Origin of the sequence: Arthrobacter hankyongi (genome assembly GCF_022012395.1) — a bacterium.
Classification (GTDB): domain Bacteria; phylum Actinomycetota; class Actinomycetes; order Actinomycetales; family Micrococcaceae; genus Crystallibacter; species Crystallibacter hankyongi.
This window is the reverse complement of sequence record NZ_JAKLTQ010000006.1, coordinates 94,858-116,505: the sequence shown is the minus strand read 5'-3', so window position 1 is coordinate 116,505 and position 21,648 is coordinate 94,858. Positions and strand designations below refer to the sequence as shown.

General features: G+C 68.8%; 16 protein-coding genes. 10 read left to right on the top strand and 6 right to left on the bottom strand.

The window, feature by feature from the left end; genetic code table 11:
* Nucleotides 1-13: 13 nt before the first annotated feature.
* Nucleotides 14-2,647 (bottom strand): alpha/beta fold hydrolase, encoded by a 2,634-nt coding sequence (locus LVY72_RS10450; RefSeq protein WP_237820550.1) that lies wholly within the window; start codon nt 2,645-2,647, stop codon nt 14-16.
* Nucleotides 2,641-3,666: a 3-oxoacyl-ACP synthase III gene (locus tag LVY72_RS10445; protein ID WP_237820548.1), complete on the bottom strand. Its 1,026-nt coding sequence runs from the start codon at nt 3,664-3,666 to the stop codon at nt 2,641-2,643. The genes LVY72_RS10450 and LVY72_RS10445 overlap by 7 nt, the downstream gene beginning before the upstream one ends.
* A gap of 264 nt (nt 3,667-3,930) precedes the next feature.
* Here LVY72_RS10445 and smc point away from each other — a divergent pair, with 264 nt between their 5' ends.
* Nucleotides 3,931-7,554: a chromosome segregation protein SMC gene (gene smc, locus LVY72_RS10440; RefSeq protein ID WP_237820546.1), complete on the top strand. Its 3,624-nt coding sequence runs from the start codon at nt 3,931-3,933 to the stop codon at nt 7,552-7,554.
* Between the two features lie 117 nt (nt 7,555-7,671).
* On the opposite strand, the gene LVY72_RS10435 is transcribed toward smc, so the two are convergent.
* The gene (locus tag LVY72_RS10435; RefSeq protein ID WP_237820544.1) at nt 7,672-8,769 is read right to left on the bottom strand and encodes a hypothetical protein; all 1,098 of its coding nucleotides are present in this window, start codon (nt 8,767-8,769) and stop codon (nt 7,672-7,674) included.
* Between the two features lie 212 nt (nt 8,770-8,981).
* Nucleotides 8,982-9,713, bottom strand: a complete 732-nt coding sequence (locus LVY72_RS10430; protein WP_237820542.1) for a glutamine amidotransferase — start codon at nt 9,711-9,713, stop codon at nt 8,982-8,984.
* 288 nt (nt 9,714-10,001) lie between these two features.
* Between LVY72_RS10430 and LVY72_RS10425 the strand changes: the two genes are divergently transcribed.
* Nucleotides 10,002-10,235, top strand: coding sequence for a hypothetical protein (locus LVY72_RS10425; protein WP_237820540.1), 234 nt, complete (start codon nt 10,002-10,004; stop codon nt 10,233-10,235).
* Nucleotides 10,236-10,269: 34 nt separating this feature from the next.
* Entirely contained in the window at nt 10,270-11,475 is a 1,206-nt protein-coding gene (gene ftsY / locus LVY72_RS10420; protein ID WP_237820538.1) for a signal recognition particle-docking protein FtsY, read from the top strand.
* Between the two features lie 75 nt (nt 11,476-11,550).
* Here the strand turns inward: ftsY and LVY72_RS10415 are convergent, their stop codons facing one another.
* Entirely contained in the window at nt 11,551-12,816 is a 1,266-nt protein-coding gene (locus tag LVY72_RS10415; protein ID WP_237820536.1) for an MFS transporter, read from the bottom strand.
* Between the two features lie 231 nt (nt 12,817-13,047).
* Between LVY72_RS10415 and LVY72_RS10410 the strand changes: the two genes are divergently transcribed.
* Both LVY72_RS10410 and LVY72_RS10405 read left to right on the top strand, forming a co-directional pair.
* The gene (locus tag LVY72_RS10410; protein WP_237820533.1) at nt 13,048-14,346 is read left to right on the top strand and encodes an ammonium transporter; all 1,299 of its coding nucleotides are present in this window, start codon (nt 13,048-13,050) and stop codon (nt 14,344-14,346) included.
* Nucleotides 14,343-14,681 carry a P-II family nitrogen regulator gene (locus LVY72_RS10405; RefSeq protein ID WP_237820531.1) on the top strand — a complete coding sequence of 113 codons (339 nt, stop codon included), beginning with the start codon at nt 14,343-14,345 and terminating at the stop codon, nt 14,679-14,681. The genes LVY72_RS10410 and LVY72_RS10405 overlap by 4 nt, the downstream gene beginning before the upstream one ends.
* 100 nt (nt 14,682-14,781) lie before the next feature.
* Here LVY72_RS10405 and LVY72_RS10400 read toward each other — a convergent pair whose 3' ends face one another.
* The gene (locus LVY72_RS10400) at nt 14,782-16,260 is read right to left on the bottom strand and encodes a glucose-6-phosphate dehydrogenase (protein WP_372463697.1); all 1,479 of its coding nucleotides are present in this window, start codon (nt 16,258-16,260) and stop codon (nt 14,782-14,784) included.
* 132 nt (nt 16,261-16,392) lie between these two features.
* Here LVY72_RS10400 and ffh point away from each other — a divergent pair, with 132 nt between their 5' ends.
* From ffh to LVY72_RS10375, 5 genes are all read left to right on the top strand, one after another.
* Entirely contained in the window at nt 16,393-17,976 is a 1,584-nt protein-coding gene (gene ffh, locus LVY72_RS10395) for a signal recognition particle protein (RefSeq protein ID WP_237820529.1), read from the top strand.
* 50 nt (nt 17,977-18,026) lie between these two features.
* Nucleotides 18,027-18,758 (top strand): alpha/beta hydrolase, encoded by a 732-nt coding sequence (locus LVY72_RS10390; RefSeq protein WP_237820527.1) that lies wholly within the window; start codon nt 18,027-18,029, stop codon nt 18,756-18,758.
* Between the two features lie 86 nt (nt 18,759-18,844).
* Nucleotides 18,845-20,074, top strand: a complete 1,230-nt coding sequence (locus LVY72_RS10385; protein ID WP_237820524.1) for a hypothetical protein — start codon at nt 18,845-18,847, stop codon at nt 20,072-20,074.
* Nucleotides 20,075-20,183: 109 nt separating this feature from the next.
* Nucleotides 20,184-21,068, top strand: a complete 885-nt coding sequence (locus LVY72_RS10380; RefSeq protein ID WP_237820522.1) for a VOC family protein — start codon at nt 20,184-20,186, stop codon at nt 21,066-21,068.
* Nucleotides 21,069-21,132: 64 nt separating this feature from the next.
* On the top strand, nt 21,133-21,597 hold the full coding sequence (locus LVY72_RS10375; RefSeq protein WP_237820521.1) for a hypothetical protein: 465 nt from the start codon (nt 21,133-21,135) through the stop codon (nt 21,595-21,597).
* Nucleotides 21,598-21,648 lie beyond the last annotated feature (51 nt).

Sequence of the window (21,648 nt, the reverse complement as noted above, 5' to 3'; positions counted from 1 at the left end):
CGCCCGGCCCTGCTCACGGCCGGCCCGCCTTGCCACCCGCCAGGACCTTGGCGGCCCAGGCCGCCAGCGCCGTGCGGTCGATCTTGGAATTGTGCCTGATGTCCGTGGGCAGGTCCCGGACGGCCAGCACCGCCGCCAGCTCCAAATCCGTCCCGTTCAGCACGGCTGTCCGCACCGACTGGGCCAGCTGCTGCGGTGCCGGACCCGCGGTCCTGGCCGAAGGCACTGTCTCCAGCACCGCCACCGCAACCTGGGCCCCGGCGGGCCCGACGCCGACGACGGCGGCCCGCCCGGCGCCGTCGGCCGTTTCCGCAAGCTGTTCGGCTGCCACCGGCGTCCGGACGCCCGCCGCAGTGGTCAGGATGTGCCCGAGCCGGCCTTCGACCCACAACCGGCCCGCGCCGTCGAGGTGTCCGACGTCGCCGGTCCGGTGCCAGCCCGGCACCGAGGCGCTGTGCTGCTGCGTGATCCAAAGGCGGTCGTAGCGGTCCTTGACGTGCGGGGCGCTGACCAGGATTTCACCCGTCGTGTCCGGCTCGGTACCCGGCTCGTCGGACACGCTGCCGTCCGGGCGCAGCGCCGCGATGGCCACGCGCGCTCCGGCCACGGGCGTGCCGACGCACACGCCATTACCAGTGCCGGCGTCGCGGATCTGTTCAAGACTGATGTCGGTGACCGGCAGCGCCTCGGTCATGCCGTACGGGGTATGCAGGGACGCCGCAGGCACCAGTTCCTGTACCCGGGCCAGCAGCGGCTCCGGTATCGGCGCACCGGCGGACAGCAGCAGCTCCACCTGCGCGAGGGCGTCCCGCTGCGGCCGGTCCAGGGCCTCGGCGGTGGCAAGCACGTTGGCCAGGGCCGCCGGGGAGGCGAAGACGGCGGTGGCGCCGACGACGGCGGCCGCGTCCGCCAGCGCCGCGGCGGTGAGCGTACGTGGTGCGGTAACATCCATGTCCGGAGTGACCGAGGTGGCGCCCAGAGCCGGTCCGAGCAGCGCGAACGGGGCGAAGCCGGCGACCAGCGCGGTTCCGGCCTGCAGCTCGTAGGTCTGCTTCAACGTGTCCCGCATTGCAGCCAGCTGCCGGTGCGTATAGACGACGCCCTTCGCCGGGCCGGTGGAGCCGGAGGTGAAGAGCACCGCCGCATCCGCATCCGGATCGATCTGCCCGGAGACCGGCCCGGGCGCTTCGGCGGCGGGCCCGGCCTCGAGTTCCCGCAGGCTGTGCGCCACTTTGTACAGCCGGCGCTTGGCGCCGCCTAGCTCCTCCACGCTGATCCGGACACCCGGCCAGCCGAACAGCCGGGCCCCGGCAAGGGCACGCTCGATGCCGACCAGATAGGCAGGACCGGCACCCTGGATGGCCCGGCTCAACCCCTTGGCGCCCAATCCCGCGTCGGCTACCACAATCACGGCGCCGATCCGCAGGCAGGCGTAGACCAGGGTAGTCAGTTCGATGCCGGGCGGCACCAGCAGGCTGATCCGGTCACCGGTCCTGACTCCGATCGAGGCCAGGCCGGCGGCCATCCGGTCTACGCGTTCGGCCAGGTCGGCCCAGGACAGCATTTTCGGCCCGTCCGGTCCTTCCGCACCGAGCGGCACCATATCGACGACGGCGGGCGAGCCGTCCTGCCGGCGCGCGTCCAACTCCGCCAGCATCGGCCGGAACACGTCGCCGGCAGCCTCCCGCGCCGCTTCAGCGCCGCCCGCAGATCCACTGCGTCCGGACGCCAGCCATTGGAATACCGGGCCGGCGATGTCCACGTCTTCGGGCAACAGGTGCCCGGCGCCTTCGAAGCGGTGCACCTCGGCCTGCGGCAGCCGGTCCATCAGGTCGCGCAGGTACCGGTCCGAGAACACCGGGTCCCTCGGTCCCCAGAGCAGCAGCGCGGGCACCTCGAGCAAGCGCACCTCGTCGGCAACGCGCTCCAGCGCCGGCCAGCTCGGATGTGATTCGTCGGCCGGGATGTCCGCGACGAAGTTGCCCACGCCCTGCCGGCGCGCGGCGTTGCGGTAGGGGGCCATGAAGGCCGCACGGACGTCCTTGGCCAGCGGTGGATGGGCCAGGGCGTGGGTCACGCGCAGGAAGGCGTCCGACGTCGTCGTGCCCCACCGGTGCACCGCCGGATGCAGCGCTAGCTGCAGCGGCGCCGGCAGCGCGAAGCCGGCCGGGTGCACGGCGGTGTTGCCCAGCACCACGCCGGCGAGCTGGCTGCGGTGCCGGGTGGCCCAACCCAGGGAGATGATGCCGCCCCAGTCGTGGCCGACAGTCACCACAGGTCCGGTCAGGTCCAGTGCCTCGGTCAGGTCGCCCAGGTCGGTAATCCGGTCCTCGAGCCGCCGGAACACGCCGGTCCGCTCGGAGAAGCCCATGTCCAGCTGGTCCACCGCCACGACCCGCCAGGGCGCAGCGCCGGCAGCCGGGACGGCCGCTGCCAGCAGGCTGCGCCACAGGTAGGACCAGGTCGGGTTGCCGTGCACGCAGAGCAGCGTGCCCGCCGGCGTGAGTCCGCGTTCGGCCAGGTCATCGGCGTTGTCCAGCAGGTGCCAGTTGTGCCAGCTGCCGGCCGGATCGACGGCGGCGGTGGACGGGACACGCACGCGCCGGGACCAGGACGCCGGCACGCCGGGCCAAAGCTCTGCTACCACGCAAGCTCCATCATCGTCGTGTTCAAGCCCGAGCCCACGCCCATGCAGAGCACACGGTCCCCGGTGCCGAGCGAGAGCGATTCCTGGGCCAACGTCATCGGCAGCGAGGCCGGGCCGACGTTGCCCCACTTGGGGAAGGTGATCGGCACCCGTTCGCGGGCCAGCTGCACGGCCTTGATGATGGCATTGGTATAGGAGTTGGAAACCTGGTGGGTGACGTAGCGGTCCATGGAGGCCCAGTTCCAGCCGTCCGCGTGCGCCTCGTGCCAGGCCGTCACCACCAGCTCCAAGCCGCCGTCGAGCAGGCCTTTGGTATCGGTGAACATGCCGTCAGGTCCGCCCACGCAGAGTTCGTGGTGCTCGGTGCCGGCCCGCGAGACGCCGCCGAGGATCCGGTGCGATCCCGGGTGCGCGTCTGCCGGGCCGACGACGGCGGCCGCGGCCCCGCAGCCGAGGGTCAAGGTGGCGAATTCGCGCAGGTAGTCCTCGCGCGTGGAGTCCGGATCGTTCAGCCGCCGGAAGGTCGTCTCCTGCGTGGGCTGGGCATCCTCGCCGGCCACGATGAGGGCGTACTTGATTTGGCCGGCGTCGATCATGTTCGCGGCCAGGGTCATGCCGTTGACGAAGCCCAGGCAGGCATTGGCCAGGTCGAAATTGACCGCCGAGGACGGCAGCCCGAGTTTGTGATGGATCTTGACGGCAACCGAAGGTTCCAAATTGCGCCGGGTCACCGAGGTGTTGATCAGCAGGCCGATCTGGGACGGCTCGATGCCGGACGCGGCCAGTGCCTTGGCCCCTGCCTCGATGGCCGCGTCGTCGAAGCCGGTGCCCGGCGACCACCAGCGCCGTTCGGTAATGCCGGCCACGCGTTCCAACAACCGGCCGGACAGACGCAGCCGCTTCAGACTGGGCGCCAGCCGCTCGTCAAACTCCCGGGAGCTCACAACCACGGGAGCCTCCACGCTGGTCACGGCCAGCAGTGCGGCATTGTCATGTCGAAACGTCGCGTTTCCGCTCAATATCCAGCCTTTATCTTCAGTTCTGTCCGCACGTCCAGGGCCGAAGTCCCTCACCGTGCGTCGAAAACTTAACTATGCACCGCCGGGGCCGTTTCACGCACATGCCTGAGTGTGCATAGATTTTGCCGGTTCCGCAATGCCCACTGCTCCTCCACAGCAATGCGTCAGGCGCGCGAAACGCCCCCGAAAGCCCGCAATTACCGGGGTTGGGCCTTCGGGCAGGATAAATTGTTACAAGGTATACAGCACTGCGGGAGACATACTTTGCATTTGAAGAGTCTGACGGTGCGGGGCTTTAAGTCATTCGCCTCAGCCACAACGTTCGACTTTGAGCCAGGCGTCACCGCCGTGGTGGGGCCCAACGGCTCCGGCAAGTCGAACGTAGTGGATGCGCTTGCCTGGGTCATGGGCGAGCAGGGTGCCAAGACGCTTCGCGGCGGCAAGATGGAGGATGTCATCTTTGCCGGCACGGCCGGCCGGCCGGCCTTGGGCCGCGCGCACGTGTCCCTGACCATCGACAATGCCGACGGCGCACTGCCGATCGAATACTCCGAGGTCACGATTTCCCGGACCCTCTTCCGCGCCGGCGGATCCGAGTACGCCATCAACGGCAGCAGTTGCCGGTTGCTGGATATCCAGGAACTGCTCAGCGATTCCGGTCTCGGCCGCGAGATGCACGTAATTGTGGGCCAGGGCCAGCTGGACCGCGTGCTGCACGCGACGCCCGAGGACCGGCGAGGCTTCATCGAAGAGGCCTCCGGCATCCTGAAGCACCGCCGGCGCAGGGAAAAGACGGTCCGCAAGCTCGATGCCATGCAGGCCAACCTCACCCGGCTGACGGACCTGACCGCGGAGCTGCGCCGGCAGTTGACCCCGCTGGGCAAGCAGGCCGAGGTGGCGCGCCGGGCACAGCAGGTCCAGTTCGAGGTCCGGGATGCCCGGGCCCGCCTGCTGGCGGATGACCTGGTGCAGTTGACGTCGGCACTGGAGCAGGAAGCGGCCGACGAGGCCGCGGTGAAGGCCCGGCAGGCCGAGGTGGAGAAGTCCTTGGACGCCGGGCGCCGCCGGCTCGCCGAGCTGGAACTGCTGGCCGCTCAGGCCACGCCGAAACTGAACGCCGCCCGGGACACCTGGTACCGCCTGTCCTCCGCCCGGGAACGCTTCCGCGCCCTGGCCAACCTGGCCGGGGAACGGCACCGGCTGCTCGGCAGCACGGAGCCCGCCCCGGACCCCGGCCGGGATCCGGACCAGCTGGAACAGCAGGCCGCCCAGGTGCGCGAGGAACAGGTGGACCTGGAATTCGAACTGGAGGAACGGCAGGCCGTCCTGGACGAAGCCATCAGCCGCCGTGCCGACGCCGAGCAGGCCTCGGCCGAGGAGGACCGCCGGCTCACCGCCATCCTGCGGGCGGCGGCGGACCGCCGCGAGGGCCTGGCCAAACTGGCCGGGCAGGTGGGGACGGCCCGCTCCCGGGTGGAGGCGGCCGAGGCCGAACTCGGGCGGCTACGCGGACTGATTACCGGTGGCGAGGAGCGCCGCCGGCAGGCGGAGTCGGAGTTCGCCGAACTCGAGTCCCAGGCAGAGGGCGCCGAGGAGGGCGAGGAAAGCCTTGATGCGGCGTACGAGGAGGCGATGGCAGCCGTCGGCGCTATCGAGGCCGAACTGCAGGACGCCTCGGCGGTGCGGCGCGAGGCCGAACGCGAACGGGCCGCGCTCGCGGCCCGGAAGGAAGCGCTGGAGGTCGGCCTGGACCGTCGGGACGGCAGCGCGGACCTGCTGGCGTCGGGAATTGACGGGGTGCTGGCGCCGCTGGCGGATCTGGTCACCGTGAAGCCCGGCTACGAAGCAGCTGTCGCCGCGGCGCTGGGGGCGGTCGCCGAAGCCGTGGCGGTACGGGACACGGACACGGCGGTCCGGGCCTTGGAGCTGGTCAAGCACGCGGATACCGGGCGCGTGCAACTCGTCATCGGGGCCGGTCCGGCAGCCGCCGCGATGCCCCTGACCGAAACCATCGACACCCTGCCGGCCGGCGCGACCGCCGCCGTCTCGCTGGTCCAGGTCGCGGGCGGGCTGGACACCGCGGTGGCCGGACTGCTGGGCGCCGTCGTCGTCGTGGAGGATCTGCGCGCTGCCGGACAGTTGGTGGCCGAGCACCCCAAGCTGATGGCTGTCACCCGCGAGGGGGACGTGCTGACCTCCTGCACCGCCCGCGGCGGCACGGCTGGAGGCCCCAGCCTGATCGAACTCCAGGCTGCGGTGGAAGACACCGCTGCGCAGTTGGAGGAATCCGTGGCGCGGATGGAACGCGCCAAGTTCGCCATCGCCGGAGCCTCGGCCCGACTGGACGAGGCCAAGCAGCGCGCCGACGCGGCCCTGGAGCGGCTGAACGAATCGGATGCGCGGATTGCTGCCGTCGCCGAGCGGCTGGGCAGCCTCGGATCCCTGCTGCGTTCCGCAGAGGGGGAGCGGGAACGGCTGGCCAAGTTGGTCGCCGCGGCGGAGGCCAACGTGCTGGCCGAGCAGCAGAAGCTGGCCGAGATCACCGCCCGGCTGGCCGCCGCCCAGGATGCCGGAGAGGCACCGGCGGGGGAGGAACCCGCCACGGAACGGCGGGACGAGCTGGCCGCCGCCGCTGTCCGCGCCAGGCAGACCGAAATGGAGGCGCGGCTCGCGCTGCGCTCGGGTGAAGAACAGCTGACAGCCATCAGCAACCGGGCCGCTTCGCTGGAACGGGCGGCGGCCACCGAGCGCCGTGCCCGCGTCGAGGCTGCCGAACGGGCACGGCGCAGGCAGCTGCAGGCAGCCAAGGCGGCGGCAGTGGCCCAGGCGGCCGGCCAGGTGCTGGTCTGGCTCGCGGTATCGGTGGACACAGCTGCCCGCGAACGGGACCGTGCCGAAGAGGTCCGTGCGGCGTGGGACGCCGAACTGGCCACGGTCCGGGCCGCCGCCACGGCGTTGACCGAAGAACTGCGGGAGCTCACGGACGCGGTGCACCGCGACGAGCTGGCCCGGGCCCAGCAGCGGCTGCGGATCGACGCGCTCCAGACCCGGGCCATCGAGGAACTGGGCATGACGGCGGAGCATCTGGTGGCCCAGTACGGGCCGGACCAGCCGGTGCCGGTGGCGCCGGCCCCCGCCGCGGGACCCAGAGGCAAGGCGGACAAATGGGCCGCCCTGCGGGCCGAGGTGGACGAGGACGGCAACCCGGTCGTGGACACCGTGGCGTTCATCCGGGCGGAGCAGGAGAAGCGGCTGAAGAAGGCGGAACGGGATCTCGCCGCCCTGGGTAAGGTCAATCCGCTGGCGCTGGAGGAGTTTGCCGCGCTGGAGGAGCGCCACCAGTTCCTGAGCACGCAACTGGAGGACCTCAAGGCCAGCCGCAAGGACCTGCTGGACATCATCCGCGAGGTGGACGAACGCGTTGAGCAGGTTTTTTCCGAGGCGTTCAGGGACACCGCCGAACAGTTCGTCCGCGTCTTCGGCCGGCTGTTCCCCGGCGGCGAGGGACGGCTCGTGCTGACCGATCCGGAGGACATGCTCACCACCGGCATCGAGGTCGAAGCCCGTCCTGCGGGAAAGAAGATCAAGCGGCTCTCGCTGCTCTCCGGCGGCGAGCGCTCGCTGACGGCGGTTGCGCTGCTGGTGGCGATCTTCAAGGCCCGCCCGTCCCCGTTCTATGTCATGGACGAGGTTGAGGCGGCGCTGGATGATACGAACCTCGGGCGCCTGATCACCATCTTCGAAGAGCTGCGCGAGTCCAGCCAGCTGATCGTGATCACGCACCAGAAGCGGACCATGGAAGTGGCCGACGCCCTGTATGGGGTCACCATGCGCGGCGACGGCGTCTCCACCGTCATCTCCCAGCGGATCACCGCCGCCAGCGCCTGAGCCCTGGACCTATTTCCTAGGACCACCGTGAGCGGGGCAGAACTCCAGCGCGTGGTTCCGGCTGCTTATGGCAGCCTGCGATCGGCAGCCGGAACCCGTGGTCATGATTTCAGCGGCTTACGGCCGGCTGGAGCAGAGGACCTTGGCATTCGCGAAGCCGGCGATTCCGACCCCGGTGCTGATGCCATCCCACGTCATGCCGAGCGAAAATCTATCGGCACCCCGAATATCGATTCTGCTGTTCACGTATTCGTCGGACGCGATGTTGCCGATCTCGTGCATCTCGTCATCGACGAATGCCGCGAAAATCCCGCCAGGCGCATCGTACACGTGGTCGTCGTCGAATCCGACCGTGGCTTCGAACTGTCGGCACTTGCCACCCAAGACCCACATGTCGATGTAGACATCATCCTCGGTGTCAAGGGAGCTCAGCACCCCCAGCAGGCTATTGACGTACTCAACGCCGTTGATCGTGGCGGGTCCGCCCTCGAACCGGATGCCGCTGCCGGTGGCGGAAGCCGACACGGGTGTGGAGTCCACTAGGTCATACCACTTGAACACGGTGAATTTCTTCGTCTCGCTGTTTGCCGACCGAATGCCTGTCGCGGCGTCGGCGCGCACCCGGAGCGAGAGCGGACCTGCTGCCGTTGCTTTCACCGACAGACTGAAGCTGGCGTTCTTGCTCACTTTGGCAGTGGCGACCTTGGTCCACTTCTTGTGGCTGTATTGCTGCAGTTGCACGGTCCTGCCGGCAAGGCCGGAACTCGTTCTGCCTTTGACCGTGATGGTCTGGCCAGCGGTCGGGCTGGCGGTGGAGGCAGACGTAATCTTGATGCTCTGCCTGACACCGACAGTCTTGATACTGCTGGTGGACTTCCTGGCCTTGCTCGATCCGGCGAACGCTGCCCTGAACTCGTGGTCTTTCTGAAGCCCCTTGGCAGTGAAGCTGACCTTGCCCCTGCCGTCGGTCTTAGCCGTGGCCATCGTCTTCCAGTCTTTCGAGCCGACCGTCCGCTTCTGCAGTCGTACGGTGTTCTTGGACAGGGCCTTACCCTTCTTGGTCAGCGTCGCCGTCACCTTGACGCTGCCACCCGGCCCAACCACGGCAGCGGAGACAGCGATTGCCAGCGATGTCTTGGTTGCCGACGCCTGTGCCGGGCCGGCCAGACCCAGCATGAGTCCGCTTGCCAAACCAATTGTTGCCAGCACTGCCACGAGCCGTTTCCAAACAGTGCCGATTACGCACGGTTTTAAATGATCCCCCAACATTTTGCCTTTCCTCAGTGCCCGGGCGTCCTGGCTAAATGGACGCGCTCCGGGCGTCGGTGCGAATTGATGTCCGGACAGCGCCATTTCTCTGGGGCAGCCGGAATTTCAAAGGCTAGCAACCGGTAGCGACAGAATCTGCAACGCCTCACCAGGACCTGTCAACCGGTTCCATACCGGGTGACGAAGTTGCGCAGGATCAGGTGCGGCACCGTGACGTTGGCTGCGCGTACTGCGGCAATGACTTGGTCGGCCTGCTGGGGCGGGAAATACCCGGCGTGGCGGTAGATAATGATCCGGGCCACCAGCCCGGTGGCGTCGAGCTCAGGGTGGAACTGGGTGGCGTAGAGGTTCTGCTTGATCCGGAACATTTGGACCGGACACTCCGCAGAGCAGGCCAGCAGTTCGGCCCCGGACGGCAGCCGTGAGCAGCCTTCCTTGTGGCCCACGAAGGCCCGGAAGCGCGGGGGCATTCCCGCCAGCAGGGGATCGTCGGCGCCATCCGCGAGGAAAATCTCCACGTCGCCCACGGGCTCGCCGAACTGCCGGTCCATGGCCCCGCCCTGGTGGACACCGAGCGTGGACACTCCGTAGCAGGCACCTAAAAAGGGGAAGTCCGCATCCACTACTGTGTCCAGCAGCCCGGTTAGCTCCGCCTCGACGCGTCGCTGTGTGGCGGACTTCTGTGCCGGCGCGTCGCTGTAGGTGAACGGACTGCCGCCGAGGATGATTCCGCTGAACCGCGCCAGATCCACCGCCGGCATGGGGGCGGCTTCGAGCCTGACCCGCAGCAGCTGGTCCGGCTGCAGGCCGCCAAAACGCAGCAGTGCCGAGTACTCCTCGTCCGCTGCCGTGTCCTCGGGCCTGGTGCCCAGGAACAGGAAGGGTTTCATGATGCTGCGCCGGCTGCGGCCGGCAACTCCTGCTTGGTTAGCATTGCCGGTCCGGCACCGGCATTTGAAGGGCCAAGTCGTACGGCACCGGTGGGAAAGGTGCCTTCATCGACGTCGTGCTTGCGCTCGATGGCCACGAAACCCGGCGGGACCATAGCCAAATCTTATGTCCGGGGCCGAAGATGTGACAGGGAGCGCGGGCTAAGGCGCTTGCCGGACAAATTATTTCGGCGTTCACGCCGGAGCCGTACATTGGGCGCGGGGAAGTCCAAACCAGGAGGGACAATCATGGAGTCTGCACCCATCGGACAGTCGTGGGACAAGCTGGATCCGGACATCAGGGAGTGGTTAATCAACAATCCCGGTACCGTGATCCTGCCGCGGTCGGTGGTCAACGCCCTCAACGAGGTGCGTGGCAACAGCAACGGACCCGGGCAGCTGGAGGTGTCCGCGGAAGACCGTGATTTCCTCAAGGAGATGGCGGAGGCGCGCCGGCGAGAACGCACCGGCGGCGGCGCCTGACCGTCAGCGGCGGGGCTGTGAGAAGCTAGGGTCTGTGAACGACGTAACCCTGATCATTCTCTATGCTGTCATAGCCATCGCAGTGATCGGTTCGGTCGCCGTCCTGCTGCTGAGGGGCCGCAGGACCCCGCCCGGCACCTACACCACCTCCCGCGACGCCAACGACCAGCCGCTGGCCGGCGGCGGCACGGACACGCTCGAGGCTCCACCGCAGGAGGCACCCGCACCGCCGGTGCCCGGCACGGAGCTGCCCCCGACCGACACCGAGGTGGCCGAGGACCTCACCGGCATCGAGACCGTCCCGGTGGAGACCCCGGCCCCGGTCGAGGGCAGGCTCGCCCGGTTGCGCGCCCGGCTGGTCAAGTCCAACAACGCCTTGGGCAAAGGCCTGCTGGCGCTGCTCTCGCGGGACAAGATCGACGAGGATGTCTGGGACGAGATCGAGGAAACCCTGCTGCTGGCCGACCTGGGGCCGGAGCCGACCACCGAGCTGGTGGACGCGCTGCGTGACCGGGTCAAGATTGCCGGCAGCCAGGATCCCGCCGAGGTCAAGGCCATGCTGCGCGAGGAGCTGATCAAGCTCGTGGATCCGCAGATGGACCGCAGCCTGGCCGTCGACCGCCACGCGGACCGGCCAGCCATCGTCCTGGTGGTCGGCGTCAACGGCGTCGGCAAGACCACCACGGTGGGCAAGTTGGCCCGCGTCCTGGTGGCCGAGGACAAGGACGTGCTCCTGGGCGCGGCGGACACCTTCCGCGCAGCCGCGGCCGAGCAGCTGGCCACCTGGGGCCAGCGCGTGGGCGTGCCCACCGTGAAGTCCGACGTCGACGGCGCCGATCCTGCCTCCGTCGCCTTCGAAGCGGTGAAGGCGGGCATCGATCAGGAAGTCGACGTGGTCATGGTGGATACCGCCGGCCGGCTCCAGAACAAGGTCGGCCTGATGGACGAGCTCGGCAAGGTCAAGCGCGTGATCGAGAAGCAGGCCACGGTGGACGAGGTGCTGCTGGTGCTGGATGCGACCACCGGGCAGAACGGGCTGAACCAGGCCAAGGTCTTCTCGGAGGTGGTGGACATCACCGGCATCGTGCTGACCAAGCTGGACGGTACCGCCAAGGGCGGCATCGTGGTCGCCATCCAGCGCAGCCTGGGTGTGCCGGTGAAGCTGGTGGGCCTGGGCGAGGGCGCCGATGACCTGGCCCCGTTTGATGCCGAGGGTTTCGTGGACGCGCTGCTGAACTAGCGTCTGCGTTCAGATGACTCAAAATCCCTCCCGCGTCGGTGGCGCGGGAGGGATTTTCCGTTCCCGCCGCCGCTGCTATCGCCGGGACGGGCCCTCCGGCTGCGGCACGGACCCGCGGACCAGCGTTTCGCGGCCGAAGAGCAGCCAGACCAGCGCCGCGGCCAGCGAGATCGCGCCCGTGACCGCGAAGGCCAGGCCGTAGGAGAATCGGTCCGCGAGGGCGCCGGCCAGGATCGGACCCAGGATGGTGCCGGCATCGGTGGCCATCTGGAACCCGGCCAGCACCTTGCCGCCGTTGCGCTGGTTGCCGATCACGTCCGCCACCGCTGCCTGCTGGGACGGGTTGAGCAGGCCGGAGCCGAATCCGGCCACCACGGAGAAGGCGACGAACAGCGGCACGTTGTCCGTGAACCCTACGGCGCCCAGCGCCAGTCCGGTGACCAGCAGCCCGGTGATGACCATTGGTTTGCGTCCCAGCGTGTCGGCGAGCCGTCCGGAAAAGGTCAGCGCCACCGCATTGCCGACGGCGAACACTGCCAGCGCCAGGCCTGCCGTGGAGGGTCCGGCCAGCAGCACGGCGCCGGCGAAGAGCGGGATCAGCGACATCCGGACCCCAAAGGTCGCCCAGCCGTTGGTGAAGGCCGAGACCATCGACACCCGGAAGGTGCCGTCCCCGAGCGCCTCGCGCAGGGTCATCGGCGCCGGCGGCGGGGCCGCGCCGTCGTCCGCGGCACGCCGCGGCTGGCGCAGCATCACGGCGACGACGGCGGCGGCGACCACCAGCGCCGCGGCGTAGACCAGGAACGGGACACGCAGCCCCCAGCCGGCCAGCAGGCCGCCGACCACCGGACCCAGGATGCCGCCCATCAGGAAGGTGCCCGCGTAGGCACTGGACACGCGTCCGCGCCCCTCCGGCGGAGCCAGCCGGACCAGCAGCGTCGTGGCGGAGACGGTGAACATGGTAGAACCAATGCCGCCCAGCCCCCGGAAGAGCAGCAATTGCCAGTAGCTCTGGGCGAAGGCGCAGGCGCCGGTGGACAGTGCCACCACCAGGAGCCCGGTAATGTACACGCGGCGCTCCCCGAGCCGCGCCACCAGGCTTCCGCTGGCCGGGGCGAACACCAGCCGGGCCAGCGCGAAGGCGCTGACGATGACGGACGCCGCCGCCACGCCGACGTCGAAACTTGCCGCGAACTGGGGCAGCGCGGGGGCCACCAGTCCGTACCCCAGGGCAATCACGAATGCGGCGGCCAGCAGCACCTTGATGTCGTGGGGGAGCGGGATGCGCGGTCCGGACGCGGGACGGCCCGAGGCGCTGCGCGCAAGACGGGAAAGGGGCATGAGTCCCAGCCTAGCGTTCGCCACCTGCCCCATGCTGAGCTGCGGGGCAAGCGGCGAACGGGGAGGCGCTGGTTCGGGACGAAACCTGGCCGACCTACCGCCTTCATGTCCTTTTTACAAACCCGGCTGGCTTGTAACAGAGCGGAAACCTGCCACCGGCCCGGTGGTAACACGGCGGCAGCACTGTTGTTTGTGGCGGGAATGACCCGCCTTCGACGAGAGGACGTGAAGATGGATCTGACGGCAGGTCACGTCTGGGTTATGGTTTCCGCTGCCCTGGTGTTGTTGATGACACCGGGCGTTGCATTCTTCTACGGCGGCATGACCCGGGCCAAAGCAGCTCTGAACATGATGATGATGAGCTTCATTTCCATGGGGCTGGTAGCAGTGGTCTGGGTGCTCTGGGGTTACTCGATGACCGGCGGTGCCGGGATCGGCCAGCTTTTTGGCAACCCGTTCGCTTCCTTCGGCATGACGGGCCTGCTCAACACCGAGGACCTGATTACTGCCGGCTACGGCGCCACCTTCGCGATCATCACCGTGGCACTGATTTCCGGTGCGATCGCCGACCGCTCCAAGTTCGGCGCCTGGGCCATCTTCGTGCCGATCTGGGCCACCCTCGTCTACTGCCCGATCGCCTACATGGTCTGGGGCGGCGGCCTGCTCAGCGCTGAGGGCGTCCTCGGCTCCTGGGCCGGCGAAGCGATCGACTTCGCCGGCGGCACCGTGGTCCATATCAACGCCGGTGTGGCCGGCCTGATCCTGGCCCTGATCATCGGCAAGCGCAAGGGATTCGGCAAGGACCCCTCGCAGCGCCCGCACAACATTCCGCTGGTCATGATCGGTGCCGCGCTGCTGTGGTTCGGCTGGTTCGGCTTCAACGGCGGTGCCGCCGGGTCGGCGCAGGAAGCCGGCCTGATCTGGATCAACACCATGGCCGCCCCGGCCGCCGCAATGCTCGGCTGGCTGGTGACCGAACGGATCCGCGACGGCCGCCCCACCTCGCTGGGTGCCGCCTCCGGCGTCGTGGCCGGCCTGGTGGCCATCACCCCGGCCTGTGCCAATGTCTCCCCGCTGGGGGCCATCGGCCTCGGCATCGTCGCTGGTGTCCTGGCCGCTCTGGCCGTCGGACTGAAGTACAAGCTCGGCTACGATGACTCGCTCGACGTCGTCGGCGTCCACCTGGTGGCAGGCCTGATCGGCACCCTGGCCCTGGGCTTCATCGCCCTGCCGGTCGACGGCGCCGGCGGCGGCCTCTTCTACGGCGGCGGCTTCGCCCAGCTCGGCGCGCAGACCGTAGCGGCGGTGTTCTCGATCGTCTACTGCGCGATCCTGACCTCCATCATCGGCCTGGTGATCCACAAGACCATCGGCTTCCGGGTCAGCGTCGAGGAAGAGACCGCGGGCGTGGACCTGACCCAGCACGCCGAAACGGCCTACGAGTTCGGCGGCCTGGGCATGGGCGGGGCTTTCCAGCCGGTGCCTGCGGCCGAAGGGTCCAGCATTGTCCAGGAAGGTGTCAAGGCATGAAACTGGTAACCGCGATTATCCGCCCGGAGAAGCTCGATGAAGTCCGCGCCAGCCTGGAAAGCTACGGTGTCCAGGGCCTGACCGTCAGCCAGGCCAGCGGCTACGGCCGCCAGCGCGGGCACACCGAGGTCTACCGCGGCGCGGAGTACACCGTGGATCTGCTGCCGAAGGTGCGGATCGAGGTGCTGGTGGCGGACGAGTGGGCCAGCGACATCGTCGATGTCATGGTTTCCACCGCTAACACCGGCCGCGCCGGGGACGGCAAGGTCTGGGTGATCGCCGTCGAGGAGGCGCTGCGGGTGCGCACCGGCGAACGTGGGGAAGCTGCCATCTAGCCCCACACCTCCGCCGACTGCCGTCAGATGCACAGTTGGTAGGACAGGGCGGGTTCCGGTCAGACAGACCGGGGCCCGCCCTTCCCCTTTTCCGGGGGCATTAATCCCGGCCCAGCGGGGCATCCCCCCGGGAGGTTTCCCAGCCGACCGGCCCCTGCGACCCTGCGGGGTATTCCTCCAGCGGTACCTGGTTGGCGGCCCAGGCCCTGAGCACCGGCTCCACGATCTGCCAGCAGTCCTCCGCGATGTCGCCGCGGACCGACAGCAGCGGGTCCCCGGACAGCACGCCCTCCAGGACTTCGCCGTAGGGGAGCAGGTCCGCCGAGTACAGGTCGGCCTCCAGGACCGTCCGTTCCAGGGTGAAGATGTCCCCGGGCCCGTTGACCTCGACCTCCAGGCGCAGGGTTTCCGGCCCGAAACCGATCCGCAGCCGGGTCGGCTCCTCCTCACCGGTAAACCCGGTGGGCAGATGGTTGACCGGCTTGAAAGTGACGATCGCCTCCTTCTGCGGCCTTTCCAGCGCCTTGCCCGAGCGCAGGATGAACGGCACCCCGGCCCAGCGCTCGTTGTTAATGGAGACCTCGATTTCGGCCAGTGTTTCGGTGCCGCGGGCCGGGTCGACGCCGGGCTCCGCCGTGTAGTCGGGAATCTTCCGGCCAGCGATCTCACCAGCGGTGTACCGGGCCCGCCGGGTGCTGCGGACATAGTCCGGATCCACCGAGGCCGCCCGCAGGGTGCTGCCGATGCGGTCCCGCAGGTCCCGTTCGCCCAGCGTCGCCGGGGCATCGAGGGCAAGCAGCGCCATGACCTGCATCAGGTGGCTCTGGATCATGTCCCGCAGCGCCCCGGCATGGTCGTAGTAGTGGGCGCGGCCTTCCAAGGCCAGCGACTCGTCGTAGAAGACTTCCACCTTGGCCACATGCTGGTGGTTGAAGAGCGGCTCGAGCAGCCGGTTGGCGAAGCGCAGGCCGAGGATGTTGAAGACCGTGGCCTTGCCCAGGAAATGGTCCACCCGGTGGATGTTTTCCTCCGGCACCAGGCGCAGCAGGGTCTTGTTCAGCGATTTCGCGGACTCCAGGCTGGTGCCGAACGGCTTCTCCAGGACCAGGCGGGTGCCCTGCGGGACGTCGGCAGGCTGGAGCACCTCGCAGGCCTTCTGGCTCACCGCCGGCGGCAGTGCGAAGAACACCGCAACGGGACCTTCCAACGAGGCGATCAGGCCGGCCAGGGCCCCTGCGGCGGTGACATCGAGCGTTCGGTAGTCCGTCTGCTCCTGGACCAACTGCAGCTGCCGTGCCCCCTCGTCCTTGCCGGGCAGCGGACAATCCTTGAAAGCGCCGGCCACCCGGTCGCGCCACTGCTGGTCGTTCCAATCGTCCGATCCGGCGCCTACCAGCCGCAGCCCGGCGATGTGCCCCTGGGCCAGCAGCTTGCCAAGGCCCGGCAGCAGCAGCCGGCCGGTCAAGTCCCCGGAGGCGCCCAGGATGAGCAGGGTGCGGATGCGTTCCGGCGGGCTGTCCGAAGCCGATGGGGCCGGAGCCGGCGCAGTTGTCGATTCTGTTGCCACAGCTCCCACCATGCCACGGGCGGCGCCGGCAGGGAATGACTAGTGGTAGTAGACAAACTGGCTACCGGCAGTTGATACCCTAGGTAGTTGAACTCCGGCTCAGCCCGGGTAAGTAGTCCTCGATCGACGAAAGAAGCACGGCGCGTGTTCAATTCACTCTCCGACCGGTTGACCTCAACCTTCAAGAATCTGCGCGGCAAGGGACGCCTTTCCGAGGCCGACGTCGACGCTACCGTCCGCGAGATCCGCCGTGCCCTCCTGGATGCGGACGTGGCCGTGCCGGTGGTGCGGGAGTTTACCGCCCATGTCAAGGAGCGCGCGCTCAGCGAGGAAGTTTCCGCGGCGCTGAACCCGGCCCAGCAGGTCGTCAAGATCGTCAACGACGAGCTGGTCCGGATCCTCGGCGGGGAGACACGGCGCATCCGCCTGGCCAAGAATCCGCCGACGGTCATCATGCTCGCGGGCCTGCAGGGCGCCGGCAAGACCACCCTGGGTGGCAAGCTGGCCAAATGGCTCAAGGGCCAGGGCCACAGCCCGCTGCTGGTGGCTGCCGACCTTCAGCGCCCCAACGCCGTCACCCAGCTGCAGGTCAACGGCCAGCGCGCCGGTGTGCCTGTCTTCGCCCCGCATCCGGGCGTGCAGTCCGAGTTCGAGGCCGCCACGGGTGACCCGGTCGCCGTCGCCCGCGACGGCGTGGCGGAGGCACGCGCCAAGCTCCACGACGTCGTTATCGTGGACACCGCCGGCCGGCTGGGCATCGACGCCGAGATGATGCAGCAGGCTGCGGACATCCGCGCTGCGGTCAATCCGGATGAAGTCCTGTTCGTCATCGACGCGATGATCGGCCAGGACGCGGTGAATACCGCGCAGGCGTTCCATGAAGGCGTGGATTTCACCGGCGTCGTGCTGTCCAAGCTCGACGGCGATGCGCGCGGCGGTGCCGCGCTGTCGGTCGCGTCGGTGACCGGCAAGCCGGTGATGTTCGCCTCCACTGGCGAGAGCCTGGACGATTTCGAGATCTTCCACCCGGACCGGATGGCCAACCGCATCCTGGACATGGGCGACATCCTGACTCTGATCGAGCAGGCGGAAAAGACCTGGGACAAAGACGAAGCCGCCCGGATGGCGAAGAAATTCGTCGACCAGGAGGACTTCACCCTCGAGGACTTCCTCGCCCAGATGCAGCAGATCCGCAACATGGGCTCGATGAAGAAGCTGCTGATGATGATGCCGGGCGCCGCCGGCATGCGTGAGCAGCTGGAGAATTTCGACGAGCGTGAGATCGACCGGGTAGAGGCGATTGTCCGCTCGATGACCCCGCACGAGCGGCTTGCGCCGAAGATCATCAACGGCTCCCGGCGTGCCCGCATTGCCCGCGGTTCGGGTGTGCATGTCTCCGAAGTCAATGCCCTGCTCGAGCGGTTCGGCCAGGCCCAGAAGATGATGAAGAAGATGGCCCAGGGCGGCGGGATCCCCGGTATGCCGGGCATGGCCGGTCCCGGCGGCTTCGGCGGCGCCCGCAAGAAGCAGCAGGCGGCCAAGGGCAAGAAGAAGGCCCGCTCCGGCAACCCGGCCAAGGCCGCCCAGGAACTTGCCGCCGCGGAGGCCCGGCAGGCCAACGCCGCCAAGGCCCTGCCCACCGGGGCCGCGTTCGGCGCCGGCGAGCAGGAATTCGATCCGTCGGCGCTGAACCTGCCCAAGGGCTTCGATAAGTTCCTCGGCAAGTAAGGCTGCACGAGGACGGACTGAGGGGCGGCCGCCGCCCGGGGAATTCACTTATGCGCCTGCACAGCTCGCCGGAACGGATGGTCTTCGTTCACGGTGCCGGCGTGCCCGGTGCCGCGGCGTGGACGAACCTGCACGGACTGGCGCTGGAATACGACTGCCTCTTCGTCCGCCGTCACGGATTCGCGCCGAATGCCGAGCCGGAACCCACGGATTTCGCCGTGGATATGCGCATCGTGCTGGAGAACCTGGGCAGCGGCGGACACGTGGTGGCGCACGCTGAAGGCGCCGTGGCGGCGATGATGGCCGCGGTCGAGCGGCCCGACCTGGTCAGGACCCTGACCCTGTTCGAGCCGGCCTGCCTGTCCCTGACCGTCGACCTGCCGGTGACCAGCGCGTACCTGGAACGCCGCGGGCCGCTGTTCGCGGCCCGGGAAGGGCTCGACGACGAACAATTCGCCCGCGAGTTCTTCCGCCTTGCCGGGGTGGACGCCGCGCCGCCGCTGACGGACTCGGACCGGACCGCGGCCCGGCGGCTCAGGCTGCAAGCCCCGCCCTGGGAGGCGCCGCTGCATATCGTGCCCGGCCTGCCCACGCTGGTGGTCACCGGCGGCTGGGAGCCGCTGTACGAGGAAGTCGCTGACTACCTGGTCAGCACCGGGGCCGTCCATCGCCAGGCCGGCGGCAATCACCGGCCGCAGGATACGGCCGAGGGCAGGGCGCTGTTGACTGCGTTCCTCCGTTCGGGTTCCGGACAATCGGGCCTCCCGGGAGCCCCGCGCTAAGCGGGCGGCAGGGTTCCCGCGCGCGGAGCTTGTGGGGAAGCTGCGAAGGTCGTGCGGGGAACGGCGGGGAACGATAGCGTTGAGCCATGAGTGAATCCGCCTGGGAGTCGATCGACGGTCAATTGTGGTGGCCGTGGCCGCTGGACGAGGCCGGTGTCACCGCGTTGGTGCGGGAACTGGCGGACCGGTCGCTGGTCGGAGCCTTCGCCGGCGGCAGTCCGCGGGCCGGACAGACGGTGGTGGGGGTGATCCTCGCCCGGGATCCCGCGGGCCGGGTGGCTGTGCTGGACGCCGCGGGGGAGGCCGTTCCGGGTCCGGACTACCGCATGGCGGCCCAAGGGCTGGCCCTGGCTTTGGGGGCCGCGGTCGAACTGGACGATTTCGACTTCGAGGCTCCCGCAGCCGATGCAGCACTGGAGCTAGAAAACGAACCGGAATTGCCCGAACCGCCGGAAGATGAAGTCGACGATTCGTCCCTGCGCACGGTCCTGGTCGGCAGGTTCCGTGAGGCGGACCTGGCGCTGTTCGGCGCCCTGAACCACGTGGACCTGCATGTGCTCGACGGCGCGACCCCGGACGGCCGGTCGCTGGCGCTGATCCGGGGCGAGGCGGCACCGGGGCTGTACAACTGGCCGGTCGAAGCCAAACCGATGGTCGCGCTGATGAACCTGGATGGGTTCCGCGCCCTGGAGGCATGGCTACCCGGCAGCCGGAAGGACCCGGCGATCAGTTTTTGGCACGCCTGGGAGCCGCCGGCCAAGCCGTTCCCTTCCACCTCGCGTGCCTCCGCCTCATCGCTGCGCCTGCTCGGACGGCTGGTCCGGCCGGGCAGCCCGGACACCGGGCGGCTGGCCGCCTCGCTGGGCCTGGCGCCGGCTGCCGTGGCCAGGCTCCAGGAACTGTTCAGCGAGCAGGACGGGCCTTCCGTCCTGGTTGAGGCCGCACGTCTGCTTGGACTTCCCGAACTGGCCGGCCAGCTGGCCGAGGGCAGCGTGGAGCCGCAGGCGGTGGCGAACATGACCTGCCTGCCCCAGGTGCCGCTGGGCAGGGCCATCCTGGAACTGATGTCCACGCCGGCCAGCGGCGGTTCGCCGGTTGCCGCTTGGCACCGCGCCGTGCTGGCCCGGCCGAGCCTGCTGGCCGGCAGCGCTGCCGTGGCCGGTGCCGCCGCCGCAGCGCTGTACCGTTCGGCCATCCGGCGCCCGGCCGGCACCGCAGGATTGCTGCGTGCCGGGGCCGTGACGCTGACCATCCAGGCCGCCGGCGACCTGGCCTTCTTCGGCTACCTGAAGTACCGCCACCGCCACCGCCGCTGACGCCTTGGCCGCGCGGGCCGGCACATCCCGCGCCCAGTCATCCGTTCAGACGGACCTGGGAAGTTAGGCCCGGCAGGAATAAACATGAAGCTTCAAGTATTATGGTGACATGACTACATCCAGCCAGGACCTCCTCTCCGCCGACCTTTCCATGGGCACGGTCATGCTCAAGGTCGGGGACATGAAGAATATGACCACCTACTACCAGCAGGCGCTCGGCCTCGAGCCCGTCGCCGAGGGGCTCGGCGGTGTCTACCTGGGCCGCGGCTCCACGCCGCTGGTGCATCTGGCGCCGGCCGCCGGGCTGCAGCTGCCCTCCCGCGGCGAGGCGGGCCTGTTCCATACCGCATTCCTTTTCGAGGACCGCCCCGCGCTGGCGGCCACTGTGGCCACCGCAGCCCAGTGCGATCCGCGCCGTTTCGCCGGAAGTGCGGACCACCTTGTCAGCGAGGCCTTCTACTTCACGGATCCGGAAGGTAACGGCATCGAGCTGTACTTCGACAAGCCCCGCGAATCCTGGGAATGGACCCGGAGTGCGGATGGCGGCAAGGAAGTGCGCATGGACACCCTTGCCCTGTCCCCGCAGGCCTACCTGCAGCAGAACCTCACCGAGGAATCGCTGGCGAAGCAGCATCAGGCCGGCGCCGCCATCGGCCATGTCCACCTGCAGGTCGGGGATACGGAAACCGCCGAAGAGTTCTACGTCAGGACCCTCGGCTTCGAGCGAACCGCCGGCTGGCACGGCCAGGCCATCTTCGTCTCGGCCGGCGGCTACCACCACCACATGGCGATGAACGTCTGGAACAGCCGCGGAGCCGGTCCGCGAAAGGACACCCTGGGTCTGGGTGAGGTGCTGATCCAGGTGCCCGCTGAGGACGAGGTGGGCGCCCTGACCGAACGCCTTACCGCGGCCGGAGTTTCCCACCACCACACGGGAGCCGAGCTGCGCTTCGAGGACCCGTGGCGCAACCAGCTGCGCGTCGCCGTCGCCTGATTTCCACGCTCCGGAGCGGATGGCTAGGCTGAAGGTACGTCAGCAACCTAGCGGGGGAGCAGCAATGTCCAGCATCACCGAAGTCTTCGTAGCCACCCATGACCTCGCGGTCCGCCGTGCCGCGGCACTGGATGCCTCCGCCGCGGGCAGCCCGGCGGCACAGCTGCCCGATGCTCCCAATGCCCGGATCAACGGGATCACGGACCTGGAGTTCGAGATCCTCGGCGGGATCGCGGGCAAGGCGGTCCATGCGGAGGAGGACGCCACCTTGGACCTGGCCGATGTCAGCAGCGATTCGCTGATGGTTGCGCCGGACTCGATGGTGCGCTCGCTGGCGGATCTGCTGACCAGGACCGACGACGAAGGCGCCTCCCTGATTCCGGACGTCGCCGAGCGCTGGGCGGCCGAGGAGGATATGCCGTTCACCGGCCGTGAGGCCGAGGAGATGGTCCGCCGGATCGCCGAACTGGCCGCCGCCGTGCCCGAGGATGACCGCCAGCAGCTGTACATCTGGAGCATGTCGTCCTGATCGGCGGCGTCCCGGCGCCCGGGGATCTTCCTCCCGGCGAGCCGGATCCGG